At 72.9% G+C, this 18,242-nt stretch carries 22 protein-coding genes and 1 pseudogene; 13 read left to right on the top strand and 10 right to left on the bottom strand.

All coding sequences use genetic code 11. The annotated features are described in order from the left end of the window. The 3 genes and pseudogenes from ACM9LD_RS13080 to hsaB form a co-directional block, all read left to right on the top strand. A pseudogene (locus tag ACM9LD_RS13080) lies at positions 1–556 on the top strand (hypothetical protein); the annotation flags it as partial. Between the two features lie 575 nt (positions 557–1,131). Beyond that, a complete protein-coding gene (locus ACM9LD_RS13075; RefSeq protein ID WP_415677069.1) occupies positions 1,132–1,383 on the top strand; it encodes a hypothetical protein in 252 nt (83 codons plus the stop codon). 127 nt (positions 1,384–1,510) lie between these two features. Next, a complete protein-coding gene (gene hsaB, locus ACM9LD_RS13070; protein WP_415677068.1) occupies positions 1,511–2,062 on the top strand; it encodes a 3-hydroxy-9,10-secoandrosta-1,3,5(10)-triene-9,17-dione monooxygenase reductase subunit in 552 nt (183 codons plus the stop codon). 355 nt (positions 2,063–2,417) lie between these two features. Here hsaB and ACM9LD_RS13065 read toward each other — a convergent pair whose 3' ends face one another. Then, entirely contained in the window at positions 2,418–2,723 is a 306-nt protein-coding gene (locus ACM9LD_RS13065) for a hypothetical protein (RefSeq protein ID WP_415677067.1), read from the bottom strand. Positions 2,724–2,785: 62 nt separating this feature from the next. After that, the gene (locus ACM9LD_RS13060) at positions 2,786–3,121 is read right to left on the bottom strand and encodes an antibiotic biosynthesis monooxygenase family protein (RefSeq protein ID WP_224645976.1); all 336 of its coding nucleotides are present in this window, start codon (positions 3,119–3,121) and stop codon (positions 2,786–2,788) included. Positions 3,122–3,216: 95 nt separating this feature from the next. Between ACM9LD_RS13060 and ACM9LD_RS13055 the strand changes: the two genes are divergently transcribed. The 4 genes from ACM9LD_RS13055 to ACM9LD_RS13040 all read left to right on the top strand — a co-directional run bounded on the left by ACM9LD_RS13055 (position 3,217) and on the right by ACM9LD_RS13040 (position 6,291). Beyond that, positions 3,217–3,933, top strand: a complete 717-nt coding sequence (locus ACM9LD_RS13055; RefSeq protein WP_415677077.1) for an alpha/beta fold hydrolase — start codon at positions 3,217–3,219, stop codon at positions 3,931–3,933. A 3-nt stretch (positions 3,934–3,936) separates the two neighbouring features. Continuing rightward, positions 3,937–4,728: a DNA-formamidopyrimidine glycosylase family protein gene (locus ACM9LD_RS13050; RefSeq protein ID WP_415677066.1), complete on the top strand. Its 792-nt coding sequence runs from the start codon at positions 3,937–3,939 to the stop codon at positions 4,726–4,728. Positions 4,729–4,802: 74 nt separating this feature from the next. Beyond that, complete coding sequence (locus ACM9LD_RS13045; RefSeq protein WP_415677065.1) at positions 4,803–5,738, top strand: SDR family oxidoreductase; 936 nt, start codon at positions 4,803–4,805, stop codon at positions 5,736–5,738. Then, positions 5,722–6,291, top strand: coding sequence for a TetR family transcriptional regulator (locus ACM9LD_RS13040; protein ID WP_415677064.1), 570 nt, complete (start codon positions 5,722–5,724; stop codon positions 6,289–6,291). Before ACM9LD_RS13045 ends, ACM9LD_RS13040 begins: the two co-directional genes overlap by 17 nt. Positions 6,292–6,312: 21 nt before the next feature. On the opposite strand, the gene ACM9LD_RS13035 is transcribed toward ACM9LD_RS13040, so the two are convergent. Next, positions 6,313–7,020 (bottom strand): DsbA family oxidoreductase, encoded by a 708-nt coding sequence (locus tag ACM9LD_RS13035; RefSeq protein WP_415677076.1) that lies wholly within the window; start codon positions 7,018–7,020, stop codon positions 6,313–6,315. 41 nt (positions 7,021–7,061) lie between these two features. After that, the gene (locus ACM9LD_RS13030; protein ID WP_415677063.1) at positions 7,062–7,616 is read right to left on the bottom strand and encodes a TetR/AcrR family transcriptional regulator; all 555 of its coding nucleotides are present in this window, start codon (positions 7,614–7,616) and stop codon (positions 7,062–7,064) included. 52 nt (positions 7,617–7,668) lie between these two features. Here ACM9LD_RS13030 and ACM9LD_RS13025 point away from each other — a divergent pair, with 52 nt between their 5' ends. Continuing rightward, the gene (locus ACM9LD_RS13025; RefSeq protein ID WP_415677062.1) at positions 7,669–8,676 is read left to right on the top strand and encodes an NAD-dependent epimerase/dehydratase family protein; all 1,008 of its coding nucleotides are present in this window, start codon (positions 7,669–7,671) and stop codon (positions 8,674–8,676) included. Here ACM9LD_RS13025 and ACM9LD_RS13020 read toward each other — a convergent pair. From ACM9LD_RS13020 to ACM9LD_RS13010, 3 genes are read right to left on the bottom strand one after another with little or no spacing between them, the layout of a single operon-like run. Next, the gene (locus tag ACM9LD_RS13020; protein ID WP_415677061.1) at positions 8,660–9,499 is read right to left on the bottom strand and encodes an SDR family NAD(P)-dependent oxidoreductase; all 840 of its coding nucleotides are present in this window, start codon (positions 9,497–9,499) and stop codon (positions 8,660–8,662) included. The genes ACM9LD_RS13025 and ACM9LD_RS13020 overlap by 17 nt on opposite strands. A 10-nt stretch (positions 9,500–9,509) precedes the next feature. Beyond that, a complete protein-coding gene (locus ACM9LD_RS13015; protein ID WP_415677060.1) occupies positions 9,510–10,439 on the bottom strand; it encodes an oxygenase MpaB family protein in 930 nt (309 codons plus the stop codon). Positions 10,440–10,486: 47 nt separating this feature from the next. Next, positions 10,487–11,407: an HhH-GPD family protein gene (locus tag ACM9LD_RS13010; protein ID WP_415677059.1), complete on the bottom strand. Its 921-nt coding sequence runs from the start codon at positions 11,405–11,407 to the stop codon at positions 10,487–10,489. A 9-nt stretch (positions 11,408–11,416) separates the two neighbouring features. Here ACM9LD_RS13010 and ACM9LD_RS13005 point away from each other — a divergent pair, with 9 nt between their 5' ends. Together ACM9LD_RS13005 and ACM9LD_RS13000 are read left to right on the top strand one after the other, a co-directional pair. Next, positions 11,417–12,070 (top strand): carbonic anhydrase, encoded by a 654-nt coding sequence (locus ACM9LD_RS13005; protein ID WP_415677058.1) that lies wholly within the window; start codon positions 11,417–11,419, stop codon positions 12,068–12,070. A 69-nt stretch (positions 12,071–12,139) separates the two neighbouring features. Continuing rightward, on the top strand, positions 12,140–12,949 hold the full coding sequence (locus ACM9LD_RS13000) for a hypothetical protein (protein ID WP_415677057.1): 810 nt from the start codon (positions 12,140–12,142) through the stop codon (positions 12,947–12,949). A gap of 38 nt (positions 12,950–12,987) precedes the next feature. Here ACM9LD_RS13000 and disA read toward each other — a convergent pair whose 3' ends face one another. From disA to ACM9LD_RS12985, 3 genes are read right to left on the bottom strand one after another with little or no spacing between them, the layout of a single operon-like run. After that, entirely contained in the window at positions 12,988–14,061 is a 1,074-nt protein-coding gene (disA, locus tag ACM9LD_RS12995) for a DNA integrity scanning diadenylate cyclase DisA (protein WP_415677056.1), read from the bottom strand. A gap of 9 nt (positions 14,062–14,070) precedes the next feature. Next, positions 14,071–15,474: a DNA repair protein RadA gene (gene radA, locus ACM9LD_RS12990; protein WP_415677055.1), complete on the bottom strand. Its 1,404-nt coding sequence runs from the start codon at positions 15,472–15,474 to the stop codon at positions 14,071–14,073. A gap of 15 nt (positions 15,475–15,489) precedes the next feature. Further along, on the bottom strand, positions 15,490–16,083 hold the full coding sequence (locus tag ACM9LD_RS12985) for a hypothetical protein (RefSeq protein WP_415677054.1): 594 nt from the start codon (positions 16,081–16,083) through the stop codon (positions 15,490–15,492). Positions 16,084–16,365: 282 nt separating this feature from the next. Here ACM9LD_RS12985 and ACM9LD_RS12980 point away from each other — a divergent pair, with 282 nt between their 5' ends. Genes ACM9LD_RS12980 through ispF form a run of 3 tightly spaced genes read left to right on the top strand, consistent with a single transcriptional unit; the run spans position 16,366 to position 17,983 of the window. After that, entirely contained in the window at positions 16,366–16,854 is a 489-nt protein-coding gene (locus ACM9LD_RS12980; protein ID WP_068523712.1) for a CarD family transcriptional regulator, read from the top strand. Beyond that, entirely contained in the window at positions 16,851–17,513 is a 663-nt protein-coding gene (gene ispD, locus ACM9LD_RS12975; RefSeq protein WP_415677075.1) for a 2-C-methyl-D-erythritol 4-phosphate cytidylyltransferase, read from the top strand. Before ACM9LD_RS12980 ends, ispD begins: the two co-directional genes overlap by 4 nt. Then, positions 17,510–17,983, top strand: coding sequence for a 2-C-methyl-D-erythritol 2,4-cyclodiphosphate synthase (gene ispF / locus ACM9LD_RS12970; protein ID WP_415677053.1), 474 nt, complete (start codon positions 17,510–17,512; stop codon positions 17,981–17,983). The genes ispD and ispF overlap by 4 nt, the downstream gene beginning before the upstream one ends. The last annotated feature ends 259 nt before the right edge of the window (positions 17,984–18,242 follow it).

Below are 18,242 nucleotides of genomic sequence, written 5' to 3'. Positions count from 1 at the left end.
CGCGATGGGGTGGGTTGTGCGTCGGTGGACCTCCAGAGTGCTGCTGGTGCTCGCCTCGCTGACCGGGCTCGCCACCATGGGGATCGTCGTCGACGAGGACGACCTCGGTGGGTCCCTGTTCCTCGTGGGTGTGGTCCTGTTCGTCGCCGCCACGGTCCTGCACTGCCGCCGACCGTCGCGGCTGCCGACGCTCGCGATCTGCTACGCGGCGGGCCTCGCGCTGATCCTGCTCGTCATCCTGCTGGCGGTGACGATCGGGCCGCACCACGCAGGTACGGGCTGGCACTGGGGGTGGCGTGATGCAGCCGTGGGGATCGGGATGTCGTGCCTCATGGCCCTCGCGACCCTGATCTGGTGTCTCGGCACGGACCCGCCCGGCCGCGCGCTGCGCAGCGCGGCCATCCCGCTGATCGCGGGGATCGCCGCGAGCGCGGTCCCCGTCCCGGTGATCCACGACCGGGCGGCGGCCGTCGCGATGGTGGCGGCGCTCGTCGGGGTCGTTCTGTGCGAGGTCCGTCCCGCGCCCGACGGGTCGGAGCCGCCGCCCACCCGGTAATCGCTGGTGTTCGGCGCGGAGGGGTGCCACGCTCGGTGGGTGCTGAGCGACGAGCAGGTGGAGGACTTCGTCCGCGACGGATACGTCCCGATCCGCGGGGCGTTCAGCGCCGCGACGGCGGCCGCCGCCCGGGACGTCCTGTGGGCCGAGATGTCATCGTCGGGTATCGAAAGGGACGACCCGTCGACCTGGGACCGGCCCGTGATCAGGCTGGGCGAGCACGGCGAGGAGCCCTTCCGCGAGGCCGCGGCGTCGCCGCTCGTGGCGGAGGCGGCGGACCGTCTGGCCGGGGCCGGAAAATGGGCGCCGCGCGTCTCGATCGGAACCTTCCCGGTGCGCTTCCCGTGCGAGGACGGCCCCGGCGACGACGGCTGGCACGTGGACGCCAGCTTCCCCGGAGAGCAGCCGGAGGCCTTCCTGCACTGGCGGGTCAACGTGCGCAGCAAGGGCCGCGCGCTGCTCATGCTGTACCTGTTCTCCGACATCGGCGACGACGACGCCCCGACGAGGCTGCGCGTGGGCTCGCACCGGGCGATGGCGAAGATGCTGGAGCCCTACGGGGAGGAGGGGCGGAGATGGGCGCGCTCATCCCTGAGTTCGCCGCGACCGAGGGGTTGCCGGAGGCGGGGGCGACGGGCGCCGCCGGCGACGTCTACCTCTGCCACCCCTTCCTCGTGCACGCCGCGCAGGCCCTGCTGCCCGGTCCGGGACGCGGCGCCCGGTTCCTCGCGCAGCCCGCACTGCTCGGGGCGCCCGCCGACCTGGACCGGCCCGACGAGGAACTCACCCCGGTCGCGCGGGCGATCGTCCTGGGCCGCCGCGGGTAAGGATCACGCCGAGTGGATCGGTGGCGCTCGGCGTCCGCCGTGCGCAGGCTCGGTGGACCCGGCCGTGGGGCGTGCCGGGCGGTGGTGTGGCGCGCACCGTCGGAAACGGCGGGAGTAGGTTGGCAGCATGACCGAGGCCGGATTCGACCAGCGCACGTTCCGACATGTGATGGGGCAGTTCTGCACCGGCGTCACGATCATCGCGACGTCCGACGCCGAGGAGAAGCCGGTCGGCTTCGCGTGCCAGTCGTTCGCCGCGTTGTCGCTGGATCCGCCGCTGGTGCTGTTCTGCCCGATGAAGACCTCGCGGACGTGGAAGCACATCGAGGCGTCGGGGAAGTTCGCGGTCTCGGTGCTGGGGCAGGAGCAGGAGTCCGTGAGCGCCGCGTTCGGGCGGTCGGTGGACGACAAGTTCGAGGGCCTGCGGTGGACGCCCTCCCCGCTCGGCAACCCGACGATCGACGGCTCGCTGACGTGGATGGACTGCACGCTGGAGAACGTGCTCGACGGGGGAGACCACCACATCGCCATCGGCCGGGTGCATCACCTCGGCGACGTCGACGACGCGAAGCCGCTCCTCTTCTACCGCGGCGCGTACCTCTCCACGAACCACCCGCAGCAGCACCCCGCGGCCAGCCTGGAGTCGTTCCTCACCTGGGACTCCGGCGCCTGGCTCTGACGCTCAGGGGCCGGCTGCCGGTGTGGGGGCGCGTGTTGCCGTGAGAAGCCATGCGTCACGCGCATGTCTCGAATAACTGCACGTCAGGGCTGGTTTCGCCGCGCATGGCCATGCGTGGCACGCATAACCGCCGCCGAATGGCGCGAGGCCGCGGGTCGTCCCCCGCGCGACGCCGATCCGCGCGCCCTACGTTCGAACCCCCACGGGAAGTCGTGCTCGCGGTGGGGGAGCGGTTGACCCCTGCGCGGCGTTCGGTCCCCCGCCGGACGCCACTGAGGTTCCGCTGGGCGCGGACAACCGTGGTGCCGGGATATGCGTCGGACGCATGGCTCCGCGGAGCGACCCACGGCCAGCCCTACTGGCCGTAGGCGTACCGGAGGTCGGCGAAGACGAGGGTGCTGATCCGTCGGGCGACGTGGCGCGTGTACTCCGCCTCGGGGAGCGGAGCGGCGGCGTACAGGACCCACTGCACGTCGGAGCCGCCGTCGCGGGGTTCGAGGGTGAAGACGACGCGCAGGTCCGGGCGGTCGGGCCACAGCGAGGACCACTCGACGCGCGTCTCGCCGTCGGAGGACAGCACCGTCGGGGCGACCTCATCGCCCGTCAGGCGCAGCCAGTGCCGGACGGTGCGCGGAACCGGCGCGGCCAGGTCCTGGCACACGAACCGCGGCGGCGCCGGGAGGTTCCGGCGCCGCGACGCGATCTCGTGCGTATCCCGTGCGGTTACTGCCCGGCCTTGCCCTGCACGTCGAGGACGACCTCGAACTCGAGCAGGTCGGCGCCCGAGGCGACGGGCTTGCGGCCCTCGCCGCCGCCGGGGTTGCGCTCGCCGGCGTGGGCCTCGCGGGCCGGGCCGTCGCGCCAGGCGGCGAAGGCCTCCTCGGACTCCCACTGCGTGACCACGAAGTAGCGGTCGTCGCCCTTCACCGGGCGCAGCAACTGGAAGCCGAGGAAGCCGGGCGAGTTCTCGACCGCGTGCGCGCGCTGGGCGAACCGCTTCTCGAGCTCGGGGCCCGCGCCCTCGGGGATGTGGATGGCGTTGATCTTCACTACCGACATGACCCGACGATACCGTCGCCCGACCCGGTAGGTTGGGCCGCGTGGATGAGTGTGTGGGCCTGAGAGATTGGGGTGGCCGCGAAGGAGCCGGACCGATCGTGCTGCTGCACGGCCTCATGGGCCGCGGCCGCACCTGGCGCCGGCAGATCCCGTGGCTGCGCCGCTACGGCCGCGTTTTCACCTTCGACGCCGAATTCCACCGCGGCCCCGGCTTTCCCGTGCCGCCGGACGACATCAGCACCGAGCGCTTCGTCGCCGACGTCGCTGAGATCCTCACCTGCCTGGACCAGGGCCCGGCGACGCTGATCGGGCACTCCATGGGCGGCCTCCACGCCTGGTGCACCGCCGCCGCGTATCCAGAGCTCGTGCGCGCGCTCGTCGTCGAGGACATGTCGCCCGAGTTCACTGGCCAGTCCACCGACACCTGGGCGCCGTGGTTCGCCAGCTGGCCCGACCGCTTCGCCTCGCAGGCCGAGTGCGAGGCGCTGTTCGGGCCGGTCGCCGGGCGCTACTTCTACGAGGCCTTCGACGACGGTGCGCTGCACGGCGAGCTCGATGTCTTCCGCGCCATCGCCGACCACTGGGGCCCGCGCGACCACTGGCCGCAGTGGCGCGCCGTGCAGGCGCCCACCCTGCTCGTCGAGGCCGAGTTCACCGTCGTGCCGCCCGGGGTGGGGGAGCGCATGGTCCGCTCCTACACGGGACCCGACCTGCGCTACCTCAAGGTCGACGGTGCCGGCCACCTCGTCCACGACGACGCCCCCGGCGTGTACCGCGGCGCCGTCGAGGCGTTCCTCTCCGGGCTGGACTGACCGGTGCCCGAGGGCGACACCGTCCACAACCTGGCCGCGCGGCTGCGCCCGGTGCTGGAGGGAAAGATGCTCACCGCCTGCGACATCCGGGTGCCGCGGTACGCCGCCGTCGACCTGACGGGGCGGGAGGTGGGCGCCGTGACCGCGCGCGGCAAGCACCTGCTGATCGCGGCCGGGGGCGCCGTGGTCCACAGCCATCTCAAGATGGAGGGCGAGTGGCACGTGTACCGCCCCGGCGAGCGCTGGCGCCGGCCCGCGCACACCGCCCGCGCGGTGCTCGCCGTCGACGGGGCGCAGGTGGTCGGGTTCTCCCTGGGGATCCTCGAGATCCTCACGCCCGCCGAGGCCGACGGTGCCCTCGCCCGCCTCGGGCCCGATCCGCTCGGCCCCGACTGGGACGCCGGCCGCGCCGCGGCGAACCTCGCGGCCGAGCCGGAGCGCCCCGTCGGGCTCGCGCTGCTGGACCAGACCGTCCTCGCCGGGGTGGGCAACGTCTACCGCAACGAGCTCTGCTTCCTGCGCGGCGCGCATCCGGCGACGCCGGTCGGGGAGTGCGGCGACCCGCTCGCCTGGGCCGACGGTGCCGCGTGCCTGCTGCGGGCCAACCTCGGGCGCACGCGTCGGGTGACGACGGGCGTCGACCGGAACGGCATGCGCGCCTTCGTCTACGACCGCGCGCGGCGCCCCTGTCTGCGCTGCGGGACGGCGATCGTCGCGGGCTCCCTCGGCGGCCCGGGCGAGGCGGAGCGGGCGATCTGGTGGTGCCCGCGCTGCCAGCCAGAGCGCTCTAACTAACTAGTTGGTTGACAGTTGCTCGGATCGGCTCTACTCTTTCAACTAACCAGTTAGTTGAATCGAAGGAGAACGAGATGTACCAGGTCAGCGATCAGGCGGGACAGACCTTCGTGGTCACCGGGTCGAACAGCGGAACCGGCAAGGAGGCGGCAAAACGGCTCGCCGCGGCGGGCGCGACGGTGATCATGGCGGTCCGCACGCCGGAGAAGGGGGAGGCCGCGCGGCAGGAGATCCTCGCGCAGGTGCCCGGCGCCGACCTCGCGGTCCGGCGCCTCGACCTCGCGGACCTGGCGTCCGTGCGGGCCTTCGCCGACGGCATCGTCGCCGACGGCGTGGCGGTCGACGTCCTCGTCAACAACGCGGGTGTGATGACCCCGCCCGAGCGCTTCGAGACCGCCGACGGCTTCGAGCTGCAGTTCGGCTCGAACTTCCTCGGGCCGTTCGCGCTCACCAACCTTCTGCTGCCCGTGCTGTTGCAGTCCGCGGCGCCGCGCGTCACGACGATGAGCTCCGGCGTCGCCAACTTCGGCCGCATCGACTTCGACGATCCGCAGTCGCTGCGGAAGTATTCGCCGACGCGCGCCTACGGCCAGTCGAAGCTCGCCGACCTGCTCATGGCGAACCACCTCGCCGCCGAGAGCGAGCGCCGCGGCTGGGGCCTGCTCAGCGACGCCGCGCACCCCGGCTACACCCAGACCAACCTGCAGACCGCGGGCGCGAGCCTCGGTGCGGGCAGTGAGCGCGAGTCCGTGGTCACCCGCTTCGCCGGCCGCTTCCTGCCCTCGCAGCAGCCCGAGCAGGGCGCCGAGCCGCTGCTGCTCGCCGCGAGTGATCCGCACGCCCGGAACGGCGAGTACTACGGCCCCCAAGGGCGATTCGGCCTCGTCGGCGCGCCAGGCGTGACCAAGAAGAACGCGCGGATGCGGGACGCCGACGTCGCCGCGAAGCTGTGGAAGTACGCTGCCGAGGTGACCGGAACCGACCTGCCGCGCGATGCCGCCCGCGCCTAAGCAACAGCGCGACGCCGCCGCGACCCGCGCCCGGCTGCTCGACGCCGCGATCGTCGAGTTCGCCGAGCACGGGCTCGCCGGCGCGCGCGTCGACCGGATCGCCGCCGCGGCCGAGGCCAACAAGCAGCTGATCTACGCCTACTTCGGCAACAAGCGACAGCTCTTCGACGCCGTCATCGAGGGCCGCGTCGCGGAACTGCTGGAGACGGTGCCCTTCACCGCCGAGGACCTGCCCGGCTACGCCGTGCGGCTGCGCGGCTTCAACCGTGCGCACCCCGAGCTGATGCGGCTCGTGCTTTGGCACACCCTGGAGTGCCCGGGGGAGCTGCTGGAGCTGGAGTTCACGTCCGACTCGAACGCGAAGAAGATCGCCGCCCTCCGGGCCGCACAGGACGCGGGCACGGTCACCGCGGCGACGCCCGCGCCGACGCTGCTCCTCGAGGTGCTCGCGCTCGTTCACGGCGACATCCTCACCGGGGGCAGCGAGGCTGTCGAGGTCATGCTCGACGACGATGCCCTCGCCGCCGCGGTGCGACGGCTCACCGCGCCCTAGGCCCGGGTCTCGGGCGCGGTCTCAGTCGCGCGGCGGCAGCTCGCAGCCGTCGGGACCGCACGCCTCGGCGTCGTCGCCGCCGATGACGGTGAGCGGCTCCTCACCGCGGGCCTTCGTCAGCGCCTCGGTGAAGACCTCGGGCGGCTGGGCGCCGGAGACGGCGTACTTGCCGTCGAAGACGAAGAACGGGACGCCGCCGATGCCGATCCGCCGGGCGGTCTCCTCGTCGGCGCGGACGGCGTCCGCGTAGGCGGTCGGATCGTCGAGCACCGCGCGGGCGGCGGCACCGTCGAACCCCGCGGACTCGGCGATGGCGACGAGGCGGTCGCGGCTGCCGAAGGCGGGCGTGGGCTCGGCGAAGTTGGCCGCGTAGAGCGCGTCGAGGAGCGCCTCCTGCCGGCCGAGCTCGAGGGCCCAGTGGAGCAGGCGGTGCATGTCGAAGCTGTTGCCGCTGTCACGGCCGTCGACCTGGTAGGGCAGGCCCAGCTGCTGCGCCTGCGCGCCGAGCCCGCGCTCGTTCGCGGCCGCCTGCGCCTCGCTGATCCCGTACTTGGCCGCGATCCGCGGGATGACGGGCTCGGAATCGCCGGCGGTCGGGTCCAGCTCGTAGGAGCGGTGGATCACCTCGACCTGATCGCGCTGCGGGAACTCCGCGAGCGCCTCCTCGAAACGGGCCTTCCCGATGTAGCAGAAGGGGCAGTTGATATCGGTCCAGACGTCCACGCGCATGGAAGGTTCAACAGTCACCGGCTCGCTCGCATTCCGGATGATCACGCCGCGAGGGCGCGCTCACAGAGGTCGACGAGCGCGTCCTGCAACTCCGGGTCCGGGAGGTGGCCGAGCCCGCGCAGTGCGGGGCCGAGATCGCTGAGCTGCAGCCAGCCGGCGAGCCGGCGCGGCGCGGGGTCCGGCCCGAGGAGTAACGGGAGCGCGTCCACGGCGATGGCGTCGAGGTCTGCGGTGGTCGACATCGCGCGCCGGAGCGCGGGATCGCCTCCGATGCCGACGGTGCCGATGCGCCGGAAGGCGCGGATCGACTGCTCGACGTAGCCCGCGATGAGCGCGCTGCGGCGCGCGGCGGGGTCGGGGAGTGCTGCGGCGTCGTCCACGAGTGCGCGCAGCGCCTGCGCGTGCGGCGCGACGACGCCCCCGAGCAGGGCCTCCTTCGTGCGGAAGTAGTAGTAGACGTTCGCCTTCGTGACGCCGGCGCGGTCCGCGACCTGCTGCAGGGAGGTGCGGTCGAAGCCTCGCTCGGCGATCAGCGCCTCGGCCGCCGCCAGGATCGTCGCCCGGGTCCGCTCCGCCTGCTCCGCTCGCGTGCTCACGCCTCCGATGCTACCTTTGGTTAGCCAATCGGCTAACGAAAGCAGGGGGATCATGGCCACAGCGCTCGTCACCGGCGGAACCGGCTTCGTCGGGGGATGGACGATCGCGGCGCTCCTCGACCGCGGCGACACCGTACGCACGACGGTGCGCGACGCGGCGAAGGCGGGCGCCGTCCTCGCCCGGTTCCCGGATGCCGACGGGCGGCTCACCGTCGTGCAGGCGGACCTGCTCGGCGACGACGGCTGGGCCGAGGCGACCGCCGGGTGCGACGTCGTGCACCACGTCGCCTCGCCGCTCACCGCCACGCGCGACGAGGAACAGGTGATCCGCCCAGCGGTCGACGGGGTGCTTCGGGTGCTCAGGGCCGCACGGGATTCCGGCGTTCCCCGGGTGGTGGCGACGTCGTCGTGTGGCGCGGTCTACTACGGCCACCCGTCGCGGGCGACGCCCTTCGACGAGTCGGACTGGACGAACGTCGACGGCGGGCCGATGAGCGCGTACGTGAAGTCCAAGGCGCTCGCCGAGCGCGCCGCGTGGAACTTCATGGAACGCGAGGGCGGCGACCTGTCGCTCACGACGGTCTGTCCGACCGGCATCTTCGGGCCGGCCCGCTCCGCCGACGCGACCTCGTCGCTGCGGCTGATCGACGGCCTGCTGTCCGGCCGGCCCCCGGCCGTCCCGAACGTGCGGCTGAACGTCGTCGACGTGCGCGACGTCGTCGACCTGCACCTGCGGGCCGCCGCCGCCGAGGCGGCCGCGAACCGTCGCTACATCGCCGCGACGGAGGGCGTCATCTCCATGCTCGACATCGCCCGCGAACTGCGCGCCCGCCTCGGCGACCGCGCGAAGCGGGTGCCGGCCCGCGCGATCCCCGACGTGGTGCTTCGCCTCGTCGGGCGGTTCGACCCCGAGGTCGGCGACCTGGTGCCGCTCCTCGGGCAGACCCGCTCGGCGTCGAGCGCGCGGGCCCGCGACGAGCTCGGCTGGCGGCCCCGCGCCTGGCAGGACGCGGTGACCGCCTCCGCCCAGAGCCTGCTGGACCTCAGAGCGCGTAGGTGACGCCCGTGAGCTTCTCGGAGACGGCCCACAGCTCGGCCCACTTCGCCTGATCCTTCGAGACCGCGGTGCTGGAGCACTTGCCCACCGGGCCGCGGGACTGGAAGAGCTGCGTCGGCCCCCACCACGGGTGCGGGTCGAGGTCGCGATCGGTCGCGGCCAGGATGAGCGACTGCGCCGCCTTCTCCGGCGGATTGTTCAGCAGCGCCACGGCCGGCTTCATCACGAGATCCAGTGGGGTGTCCGTGCGGGCGAACAGGCCCGTCGGGGAGACGCCGGGGTGCACGTAGTACGCCCGCTTGGCCGAACCCGCGGCCTCGAACCGGCGCTGCAGCTCGCGCGCGAACATCATGTTCGCGAGCTTGCTCTGCCCGTACGCCTCGGTGCGCAGGTACTTCCGGTTCTCGTAGTTGGGGTCGTCCATGCGCCAGCGGTAGTTCTGCCGGTGCGCCACCGAGGAGACGGCGACCACGCGGTCCGTCAGCCGGTCGAGCAGCAGGCCGGTGAGGGCGAAGTGCCCGAGGTGGTTCACGCCGAACTGCATCTCGAAGCCCTGCTTCGTGCGGCGCAGGGGGATGTTCATGAGGCCGGCGTTGTTGACGAGCACGTCGACCTCGGCGGTGCGGTCGGCGAACGCCCGCACGGAGTCGAGGTCGGCCAGGTCCAGGGACTCGACGGTCACGTCGCCGTCGATGCCGTCGGCGATGCGCTGGGCGCCCGCGACGTCGCGGCACGCCATCACGACGCGGCCGCCCGTGGCGGCGAGACTGCGCGTCACGACCTCGCCGAGGCCGCCGTTCGCGCCGGTCAATACATAGGTGGTCATGGCGGCCAGCCTACGAGGCGGTCGCGGCGCGTGCCCCACGGCCGTACCGCTCCCGCGCCTGCCCGGGCGTGACGGTGCCCGCCGGCTCCTCGGTCTGGGCGAAGTGACGCCGCAGGATCCCGCCCGTCATGGGCGCGACCAGCCCGCCCAGCCGGACGGTGCCCGCGGCGTGCTGGGCCGAGGCGGCGCGCACCGCGAGCCGCACGGCGAGCGGATACGCCGCGTCGACGACGCCGGGCTGGTCGAAGCCGCCCATCTCACGCATCCAGGCCGGCAGGGTCGCGATCGTGGCGGGCGCGATGAGCGAGCCGCCGGCGCGCAGCTTCAGGCCGCGATCGCGCGGGCGCAGCAGGTAGTGCATCCCGCGTCGGGCTCGCTCGGTGAGCGCCAGCGTCGGCCGGACGCGCGCGAAGTACTCCCGCACCTCGTCGCGCGTGGTGGGCACGTCGGCCGGGTCGCAGGTCTGCAGCTCCGCGGCGACGACGCAGTCGCGCCAGTACCGCGCCTCCTCGTCGGCGGTGAGCGGCCCGGGACCGTACATCTCGTAGCACTTGAGCACGGAGTGCCAGCCGGTCACGTGGATCCACAGCTGCGAGGCCGGGTTGTTGGCGCTGTACCGCTTGCCGGTGACCGGCTCGATGCCGGTGGCCTTCCGGTGCACGTCCATGAGGTGCTCGGAGGCCTCGATCGCGGTCTTCGAATCCGCCGTGGCGACGAGCAGGAAGTAGGCGAGCGTCCGGTCGAGCCGGCCGAACGGGTCGGTGTAGATCCCCGCCGAGTCCGCGACCGCGGCGGTGAGGTTCGGGTCGAAGTGTTCCAGCACCACCGAGCGCTGGAAACCGATGAGTGCGGTGGGCGAGGCCCACACCTTCCACGTGGGCGAGTCCGGACCGAAGAATCCCTGGTCGGTGACGCGCAGCGGGCCGTCTGAGAGCTTCATGGCCCGAATCTATCACCGATTCCTACAGCTGTGAATAAAAATATCCGTCACCCCTCGCCGGCGAGCGCGAAGCGTCCGTCCCTCGTCTGTTCGATCAGCCCGTCCACCAGCAGAGAGTCCAGCGCGCGGTCGCGCTGCGCCGGATCCCGTTCCCACGCCAGGTCGAGCGCGGCGCGGGGGACAGCACCGTCGGCCCCGCGGAGCACGTCGAGCAGCCTGCCGCGCGCCTGTCGGTCGGTGCCCTCGTACTTCTGCACCTTCCGCGGCGCCACCGTGCCCGACGGTGCGCCGGCCGCGAGCCACGCGCAGTCGGCGTGGACCGGGCACTCGCCGCAGCGCGGCGACCGCGCCGTGCAGACCAGCGCGCCCAGCTCCATGAGCCCGGCCGACAGCCGCGTCCGGCGGTCCGCGGGCACGGTGCCCAGGGCCGCCGTCGCCGCTGCGAGGTCGCGCTTCGCCGACGGTGCCGCCGCGTCGGAGTCCCCGTCGGCGGCGCGGGCGAGGACCCGGCGCACGTTGATGTCCACCACCGGCACGTCCTGGCCGAAGGCGAAGCAGGCCACCGCGCGGGCGGTGTAGTCGCCCACACCGGGCAGCGACAGCAGCTCGTCGACGTCGGCGGGGACGGCACCGTCGAACCGCTCGACGAGGGCCTGCGCGCACGCGTGCAGCCGCATCGCCCGGCGCGGGTAGCCGAGCTTGCCCCAGGCGCGCACGGCGTCGGCGCCGGTGGCGGCGGCGAGATCGGCCGCCGTGGGCCAGCGCTCCATCCAGGCGCGCCAGACGGGCTCGACCCGCACCACGGGCGTCTGCTGCAGCATCACCTCGCTGACCAGGATCGCCCACGCGCCGACGTCGGGCGCGCGCCACGGGAGGTCGCGCTCCGCGGCGTCGAACCATCCGAGCACCGGTGTGAAATCCGGGACAGAATCGCCGCTGGTGTCTCGCGAAGGATGCACGACGTGCATTATGGACCCATGCCCACCTCGACTCCTCCCGGCGCCTGGCGCGCCCTCCGTGACGGCAACCGCCGCTTCGTCGAAGGCGCGCCTGCGCACCCGAATCAGGGCGCCAGCCGCGTGGCCGAGCTGACGGCCGGCCAGCAGCCGACCGCCGTGCTGTTCGGCTGCGGCGACTCCCGCGTCGCCGCCGAGGTGATCTTCGACCAGGGCCTCGGCGACATGTTCGTCGTGCGCACCGCCGGCCACATCATCGACGCCGCCGTGCTCGGCTCCATCGAGTACGCCATCGAGGTGCTCAAGGTGCCGCTCATCGCGATCCTCGGGCACGACAGCTGCGGCGCCGTCGCGGCCACCGTGAACTCGATCGACACCGGCACCATGCCCCCCGGCTACATCCGCGACATCGTCGAGCGGCTGACCCCGTCGGTGCTCGCCGGCCGCCGCGAGGGCCTCTCGGACGTCAACGACATCACCGCGCAGCACGTCATGGAGACCAGCTGGCTGCTGATCGAGCGCTCGCGGATCATCGCCAAGGGCGTCGAGGAGGGCCGGGTCGCGATCGTCGGCCTCACCTACGAGCTCGCCGAGGGCAAGGTGCACCTGCGCGGCTCCGTCGGCGACATCGGCGAGGCGGCCACGTCGCCGTTCCAGGCCGTCCGGCCGGAGTGATCCGTACCGATTCGTGACACGCCGCCGCAGGTCAGCGGCGTGAGCTCGGGGAAACGTTACGGTTGAGACGTGCTTGAACCCCACGGACCCCTGCCGCCCGAGATCTACTGGCGCCGCCGCGTGCTGGCCGCCGTCTTGGCGCTGTTCGCCGTGCTCGTGGTGGTACTCCTGATCGTCTTCGTCGGTGGCGGCAAGGACTCGTCGCAGAACGCGGCGGCGACCTCGTCGACGCCGGTCACCACGTCCGACCTGCCACCGTCGCAGGCGCCCGACGGTGCCGACCCCTCCGCCGGGAACAACAACGGCGGCGGCACGGGCGGGGCCGGCGGCTCGGGTGCGCCCCAGTCCGGCGCACCGGCTTCGGGTTCCGCTTCGGCCTCCGCCAGTTCCTCCGGCGGCGGAGTCCCGACGCCCGGCGCGGTCGTCGCCGGCGGCCCCTGCCCCGACGCCAACATCTCCGTCGTCGTCGGCGCCGACAAGCCGACGTACGCGCTCGGCGAGCAGCCGACCTTCGAGGCGACCGTGACCAACGCCGGCCCGGTGGCCTGCTCGCGCGACATCGGCTCCGGCCAGCAGCAGCTGATCGTGCTCACCCTCGACGGCAGCAAGCAGCTGTGGACCAACTTCGACTGCACCTTCCAGCCCGGCATCAAGAACGAGGTGCTGCAGCCCGGCCAGCAGCTGCGCTACAAGCTGCAGTGGGCCGGCACCACCTCCGCGCCCGGCTGCCAGGCCCAGCGCGTCCCCGTCGCGCCCGGCGCCTACCAGGTGGTCGCGCAGCTCGGCGCCAAGCGCAGCGCGCCGGTGACCTTCAACATCGTCCGGGCGGCTCCCACGCCGGAGGCCGGCGCGGACGCCGGGACGGGCACGGGCAACTGACCGCCCGGAACCCGTAGCGGTTCAGCCGGCACCGCGGCTCAGAAGCGCTCGACCGAGGCCTCGGCGAGGCGGGAGAGGCCCTCGCGGGCCTGCCGCGCACCGTCGGACCCGATACCGGGCACCGCCTGCAGGTCCGCGGCCGAGGCGGCGAGCAGCGTCTGCAGCGTGCCGAACGTCCCGACCAGCGCCTCCACCTGCGCGGCGCGCAGCCGCGGGATGGAGCCGAGTAGGCGGTGGCCGCGCGGCGAGACCGGCTCGTCCTGCGCCTCCACCGTCCCCGAGAAGCCCAGGGCCGCAGCGATGGTGGTGGCGGCGAGCAGATCGGCGTCGCTGAGCGCGTCGATGCGGGCGACGGCGGCGTCCACGGTGTCGTCGTCGCCGAGGTAGTCGCGCAGTACGGGCTCGCGCAGCGAGATGGACTCGCCCAACAGGTCTTCCAGCTGCAGCGCGATCTGCCGGCCCGAGGTGCCCAGCTCCAGCACGTGCTGCTCGATCTCGACAGCCAAGCGCCGCACCAGCTCCAGCCGCTGCACGACGAGCGCGACCTCGTGGACCGTCACCACGTCCTCGATCTCCGCGCGGGAGAGCTGGGCGAGCACCTCGTCGAGGCGGTGGGCGTACCGCTCCAGCGTCGCGATGGCGAGGTTGGCGCGGGAGAGGATGGGCGCCGCGTCGTCGACGAGGTGCCGCACCCCGCCGACGTAGGCGTGCACGATCGACATCGACGCGCTCACCGAGATCACGGGATAGCCGGTCTGGATCGCGGCCCGCTCGGCGGAACGGTGCCGCGTGCCCGACTCCTGCGTGGGGATCGCGGGATCCGGCACGAGCTGCACGTTCGCCCGCACGATCCGCGCGCCGTCGGTGGAGAGCACCACCGCGCCGTCCATCTTCGCCAGCTCCCGCAGCCGGGTGGGCGCGAACTCGACGTCCAGGTGGAAGCCGCCGTCGCAGATGCCCTCGACGGCGTCGTCGTACCCCAGCACGATGAGCGCGCCCGTGCGGCCGCGGAGGATCCGCTCGATCCCGTCGCGCAGCGGCGTGCCCGGGGCCACCCGGCGCACGGTGTCGCGCAGCGGCGCGTTCCCGACGAACGCGGCTTCGAGGTTCATAGCGGTAGGTTAGCGCTCCTTCTTGCCGCTGGGCGCGAGGGAGCCCAGACGGAGGGCGTCGGCCAGCGTCGCCGCCTCGCCGATGTGGATGCCGTCGACCTTGAGCTTCTGCCCGTCGGGCGAGGGCGGCACGATGGCGTGGGTGAAGCCGAGGCGGGCGGCCTCCGCGAGGCGCCGCTCCAGGCCGGTCACGCGCCGCACCTCACCGGCCAGGCCCACCTCGCCCAGCACGACGGTGTTCGGGCGCAGCGCCTTCTCCACCGCGCCGGACGCGACGGCCAGCGCCAGCGCCAGGTCGGCCGCCGGCTCGGTGATCTTCATGCCGCCGACCGTCGCCGCGTAGACGTCCTTCTGCGGCAGGTTGTCGATGCCGCCGTGCTTGGTCAGCACGGCCAGGATCATCGCCACCCGGGCCGAGTCCAGGCCCGAGACCGCCCGCCGCGGCGAGGGCAGGGGAGTCGGCGTCACGAGCGCCTGGAGCTCGCCCAGCATGGGCCGTTTGCCGTCGAGGCCGACGGTGACCGCGGTCCCGGCGGCCGCCTGGTCGCGGTGGTGCAGGAACAGGCCCGACGGGTCCGTGACCTCGACGATGCCGGACTCGCGCTGCTCGAAGCAGCCCACCTCGTCGGAGGCGCCGAAGCGGTTCTTGATGCCGCGCACCATGCGCAGCGTGGAGTGCTTGTCGCCCTCGAAGCTGAGCACCACGTCCACGAGGTGCTCCAGCGACCGGGGGCCGGCGACGGCGCCGTCCTTGGTGACGTGGCCGACGAGGATCACCGCGATGCCGGAGGCCTTCGCCAGCGACGTGAGCGTCGTCGTGATCGCGCGGACCTGGGTGACGCCGCCGTGCACCCCGTCGACGCCGGACGCCGAGAGGGTCTGCACCGAGTCGACCACCATGAGCGTCGGGGAGATCTGCTCGACGTGGCCCAGCACCGTGCCGAGGTCGGATTCCGCGGCGAGATACAGCTGATCGGAGAGGGCGCCGGTGCGCTCGGCGCGCAGCCGCACCTGGCCCGCGGACTCCTCGCCCGTGACGTACAGGGACTTCCCGCGGCCCGTCGTGGCCCAGCGGTGCACCACCTCGAGCAGCAGCGTCGACTTGCCGACGCCGGGCTCACCGGCGAGCAGGATCACAGAGCCGGGGACGATGCCGCCGCCGAGCACGCGGTCGAGCTCGCCGATGCCGACGGGCAGTGCGCGCGTCGAGTTGGGGTCGATCCTCGTGATCGGGACCGCGGGGGTCTTCGGGAGCGTCAACCCGACATTGGCCGCCGGGCCGGAGCCCGCGGCGCGGGCGGGCGCGCCCTCCTCCATCGTGGACCAGGCGCCGCACGACGGGCAGCGGCCGACCCACTTGGCCACGGTGTGGCCGCACTCGGTGCAGGTGTACTGCACCTTGGCTCGTGCCATGAAGTACCGAGGGGCCTAGTGGCCGCCGGTGCCCTCGCCCGCACCGTGCTCGCCACCCTCGGTGGGGGTGATGCCCGCGGCGGAGGCGGGGGCGGCGCCGGCGTCGATCGGGACGTCGATCGGCAGCGAGCCCGCCTTCTCGAGGTGGAACCAGAGCTTGTTGGTCAGGCCGGGGCGCCAGTTCGCGTCGACGGGGACGGAGACCGTGAGGCGGGTGATGCCGGCGGCCTTGGTGTCGCTGCCCGCGGGGGCGGTGCCGTACAGCGAGCCGCTGGCGGCGAGGGTGGTGTCACCGCTGATGGTGGCGAAGCGGCCCTTCTCGTCCGAGATGCCCTTGAGCTTGTCGGCCTGGTGCGGGTTCAGGTTGGTGAGCACGAAGGCGAGCTTGCCCTGGCTGCCCGACACCGGGAACAGGACGTGCACGTCGCTGAGGGCGATCTTCTGGTCCACGAAGGTCTGGTTGGCGCCGTTGATCGCGGCCACCTGGTTCGCGGTCTGCGAGATCTGGCCCGCGCCGCAGGCGGACACCGAGAGCAGGGCGCCGGCGGCGAGCAGGGCGCCCGCGACGGTGGTGGCGGTGCGGCGGGTCGAGACGGTGCGTGCGGACACGGTTCCTCCAGTTTCCTCCCCGTGCGCGGCGACACCCGCGTGCGGACGGTGCTGAGTATGTCACCACGCAGCGTAGTAGAAGGCGGGTCGGCCCGTGCCGCCGGGCGGCATCTACGGCGTAAGTACTACGCGCCGTCGTGTGCGCCGCCGGTTGCCGGAACCTGCGGAGAACATCCGCGGCTTCGTTTGTCAAGCCCGGGAGGAGTCCTGACCTGCGACGTTGCCTCGCAGCCCGAATTCGCCCCGTGTTATCCTGGTCATATCGAAAGGGGCAAGGATCAGATGATTTTCAAGGTCGGAGACACCGTTGTCTACCCCCATCACGGTGCCGCACTGATCGAAGCTATCGAGATCAAGACCATCGGTGGACGTGAGCGCGAGTACCTCGTGCTCAAGGTCGCACAGGGTGATCTGACGGTCAAGGTTCCCGCTGAGAACGCCGAGGTCGTCGGCGTTCGTGACGTGGTCGGCCAGGAGGGCCTGGACAAGGTCTTCCAGGTGCTGCGCGCGCCGCACACCGAGGAGCCCACGAACTGGTCGCGCCGGTACAAGGCGAACCTCGAGAAGCTCGCGTCGGGCGATGTGAACAAGGTGGCCGAGGTCGTTCGCGACCTGTGGCGTCGGGAGCAGGATCGCGGCCTCTCGGCCGGCGAGAAGCGCATGCTGACGAAGGCCCGCCAGATCCTCGTGGGTGAGCTCGCGCTCGCCGAGGCGACGGACGACGGCAACGCCGAGTCCCGCCTGGACGAGGCGCTGGCGGCGGCCTCCTGACCGTCGTCGCGCTGGTCCCCGCCGCTGGGCAGGGGACGCGCCTGGGGCTGAACGTCCCCAAGGCCTTCGTGACTCTGAAAGGCCGTTCGCTGCTCGCAAGGGCAGTGGACGGTCTTTTGGCGTCCGGCGTCGTCGACGAGGTCGTCGTCATGGTGCCGCCGGACATGATCGAGCGGGCGCGGGACCTGGTGCCGCGGGCGCGCATCGTCGTGGGCGGGGCGGAACGCACCGACTCCGTCCGCGCCGGCCTCGCCGCCGCGGGCGACGCCGAGCTGGTGCTCGTGCACGACGCCGCGCGGCCCCTGACGCCCGCCCCGATGATCGAGCGGGTGGTCGCCGCGCTGCGCGCCGGAGCCTCCGCGGTCATCCCCGTGCTCCCGGTCGCCGACACCATCAAGCGCGTCGGGCCCGACGGTGCCGTCGAGGCCACCGTCGACCGGGCCGACCTGCGGGCCGTGCAGACGCCCCAGGGTTTCACCGCCGCGGCGCTGCGCGCGGCCTACGACGCCGCGCCCGGCGAGCTCGCCACCGACGATGCGGGCCTCGTCGAGCGCGCGGGCGGCACCGTCGTCACCGTTCCCGGCGACCCCCTCGCCCTGAAGATCACCACCGCCTTCGACCTGCGGGTCGCGGAAGTCCTTGCGCAGGAGCAGAGATGATGATTCCCCGCGTCGGCATCGGCACCGACGTCCATCCCTTCGAGCCGGGCCGCGAGTGCTGGATGCTCGGCCTCCTCTTCGACGGTGACGGCTGCTCCGGCCACTCCGACGGCGACGTCGCCGTGCACGCCCTGTGCGACGCGCTGCTCTCCGCCGGCGGCCTCGGCGACCTGGGCACCGTCTTCGGCGTCGGGCGCTCCGACAACGTCGGCATCACGGGCGCGGAGATGCTCACGCACGTGCGGTCGCTCCTGACCGACGCCGGCTTCGCCGTCGGCAATGCCGCGGTGCAGCTGATCGGCAACCGGCCCAAGGTCGGGCCGCGGCGGGACGAGGCCCAGGAGGTGCTGAGCGGGCTGCTCGGCGCCCCGGTCTCCGTCTCCGCCACCACCACCGACGGCCTGGGCCTCACCGGCCGCGGCGAGGGCGTCGCCGCCATGGCGACGGCCCTGGTCTACTCCGCCGGCTGACCCGGGCGGCAGTTCGCGGGCGCTCGCCGGGGTGGGGCCGTGTGTCGATCTCGGGAGCTATGCGTCGCGCGCATGGCTTGAGTATCTGCAGGTCGGAGGTTTTCTCTGCCACCTGGCCATGCGCGGCACGCATGCCCCTCCGTCCGGAGGCGAGAAACACCGGTCCGCGACCGCCTGTGTCACTCGCGCCGCGTGATGGTCTCGGTGTGTGGCCCCGTCGGCTGTCGTCCCCCGCGCGGCGCCGATCTGCGGACCCCAC

This window comes from Tsukamurella hominis, from assembly GCF_965137015.1.
Taxonomy (GTDB): domain Bacteria; phylum Actinomycetota; class Actinomycetes; order Mycobacteriales; family Mycobacteriaceae; genus Tsukamurella; species Tsukamurella hominis.
This window is presented reverse-complemented; position numbering and strand designations above follow the sequence as displayed.

What these genes read in the sequence shown, in the direction of transcription:
- ACM9LD_RS13010 (WP_415677059.1), bottom strand. Translation starts at nt 11,407, where the DNA reads ATGCACGTCGTGCATCCTTCGCGAGACACCAGCGGCGATTCTGTCCCG.
- ACM9LD_RS13035 (WP_415677076.1), bottom strand. Translation starts at nt 7,020, where the DNA reads ATGCGCGTGGACGTCTGGACCGATATCAACTGCCCCTTCTGCTACATC.
- radA (WP_415677055.1), bottom strand. Translation starts at nt 15,474, where the DNA reads ATGGCACGAGCCAAGGTGCAGTACACCTGCACCGAGTGCGGCCACACC.
- ACM9LD_RS13005 (WP_415677058.1), top strand. Translation starts at nt 11,417, where the DNA reads ATGCCCACCTCGACTCCTCCCGGCGCCTGGCGCGCCCTCCGTGACGGC.
- disA (WP_415677056.1), bottom strand. Translation starts at nt 14,061, where the DNA reads ATGAACCTCGAAGCCGCGTTCGTCGGGAACGCGCCGCTGCGCGACACC.
- ACM9LD_RS13020 (WP_415677061.1), bottom strand. Translation starts at nt 9,499, where the DNA reads ATGACCACCTATGTATTGACCGGCGCGAACGGCGGCCTCGGCGAGGTC.
- ACM9LD_RS13045 (WP_415677065.1), top strand. Translation starts at nt 4,803, where the DNA reads ATGTACCAGGTCAGCGATCAGGCGGGACAGACCTTCGTGGTCACCGGG.
- ACM9LD_RS13060 (WP_224645976.1), bottom strand. Translation starts at nt 3,121, where the DNA reads ATGTCGGTAGTGAAGATCAACGCCATCCACATCCCCGAGGGCGCGGGC.
- ACM9LD_RS13025 (WP_415677062.1), top strand. Translation starts at nt 7,669, where the DNA reads ATGGCCACAGCGCTCGTCACCGGCGGAACCGGCTTCGTCGGGGGATGG.
- hsaB (WP_415677068.1), top strand. Translation starts at nt 1,511, where the DNA reads ATGACCGAGGCCGGATTCGACCAGCGCACGTTCCGACATGTGATGGGG.
- ispF (WP_415677053.1), top strand. Translation starts at nt 17,510, where the DNA reads ATGATGATTCCCCGCGTCGGCATCGGCACCGACGTCCATCCCTTCGAG.
- ACM9LD_RS13040 (WP_415677064.1), top strand. Translation starts at nt 5,722, where the DNA reads ATGCCGCCCGCGCCTAAGCAACAGCGCGACGCCGCCGCGACCCGCGCC.
- ACM9LD_RS13015 (WP_415677060.1), bottom strand. Translation starts at nt 10,439, where the DNA reads ATGAAGCTCTCAGACGGCCCGCTGCGCGTCACCGACCAGGGATTCTTC.
- ACM9LD_RS12980 (WP_068523712.1), top strand. Translation starts at nt 16,366, where the DNA reads ATGATTTTCAAGGTCGGAGACACCGTTGTCTACCCCCATCACGGTGCC.
- ACM9LD_RS13075 (WP_415677069.1), top strand. Translation starts at nt 1,132, where the DNA reads ATGGGCGCGCTCATCCCTGAGTTCGCCGCGACCGAGGGGTTGCCGGAG.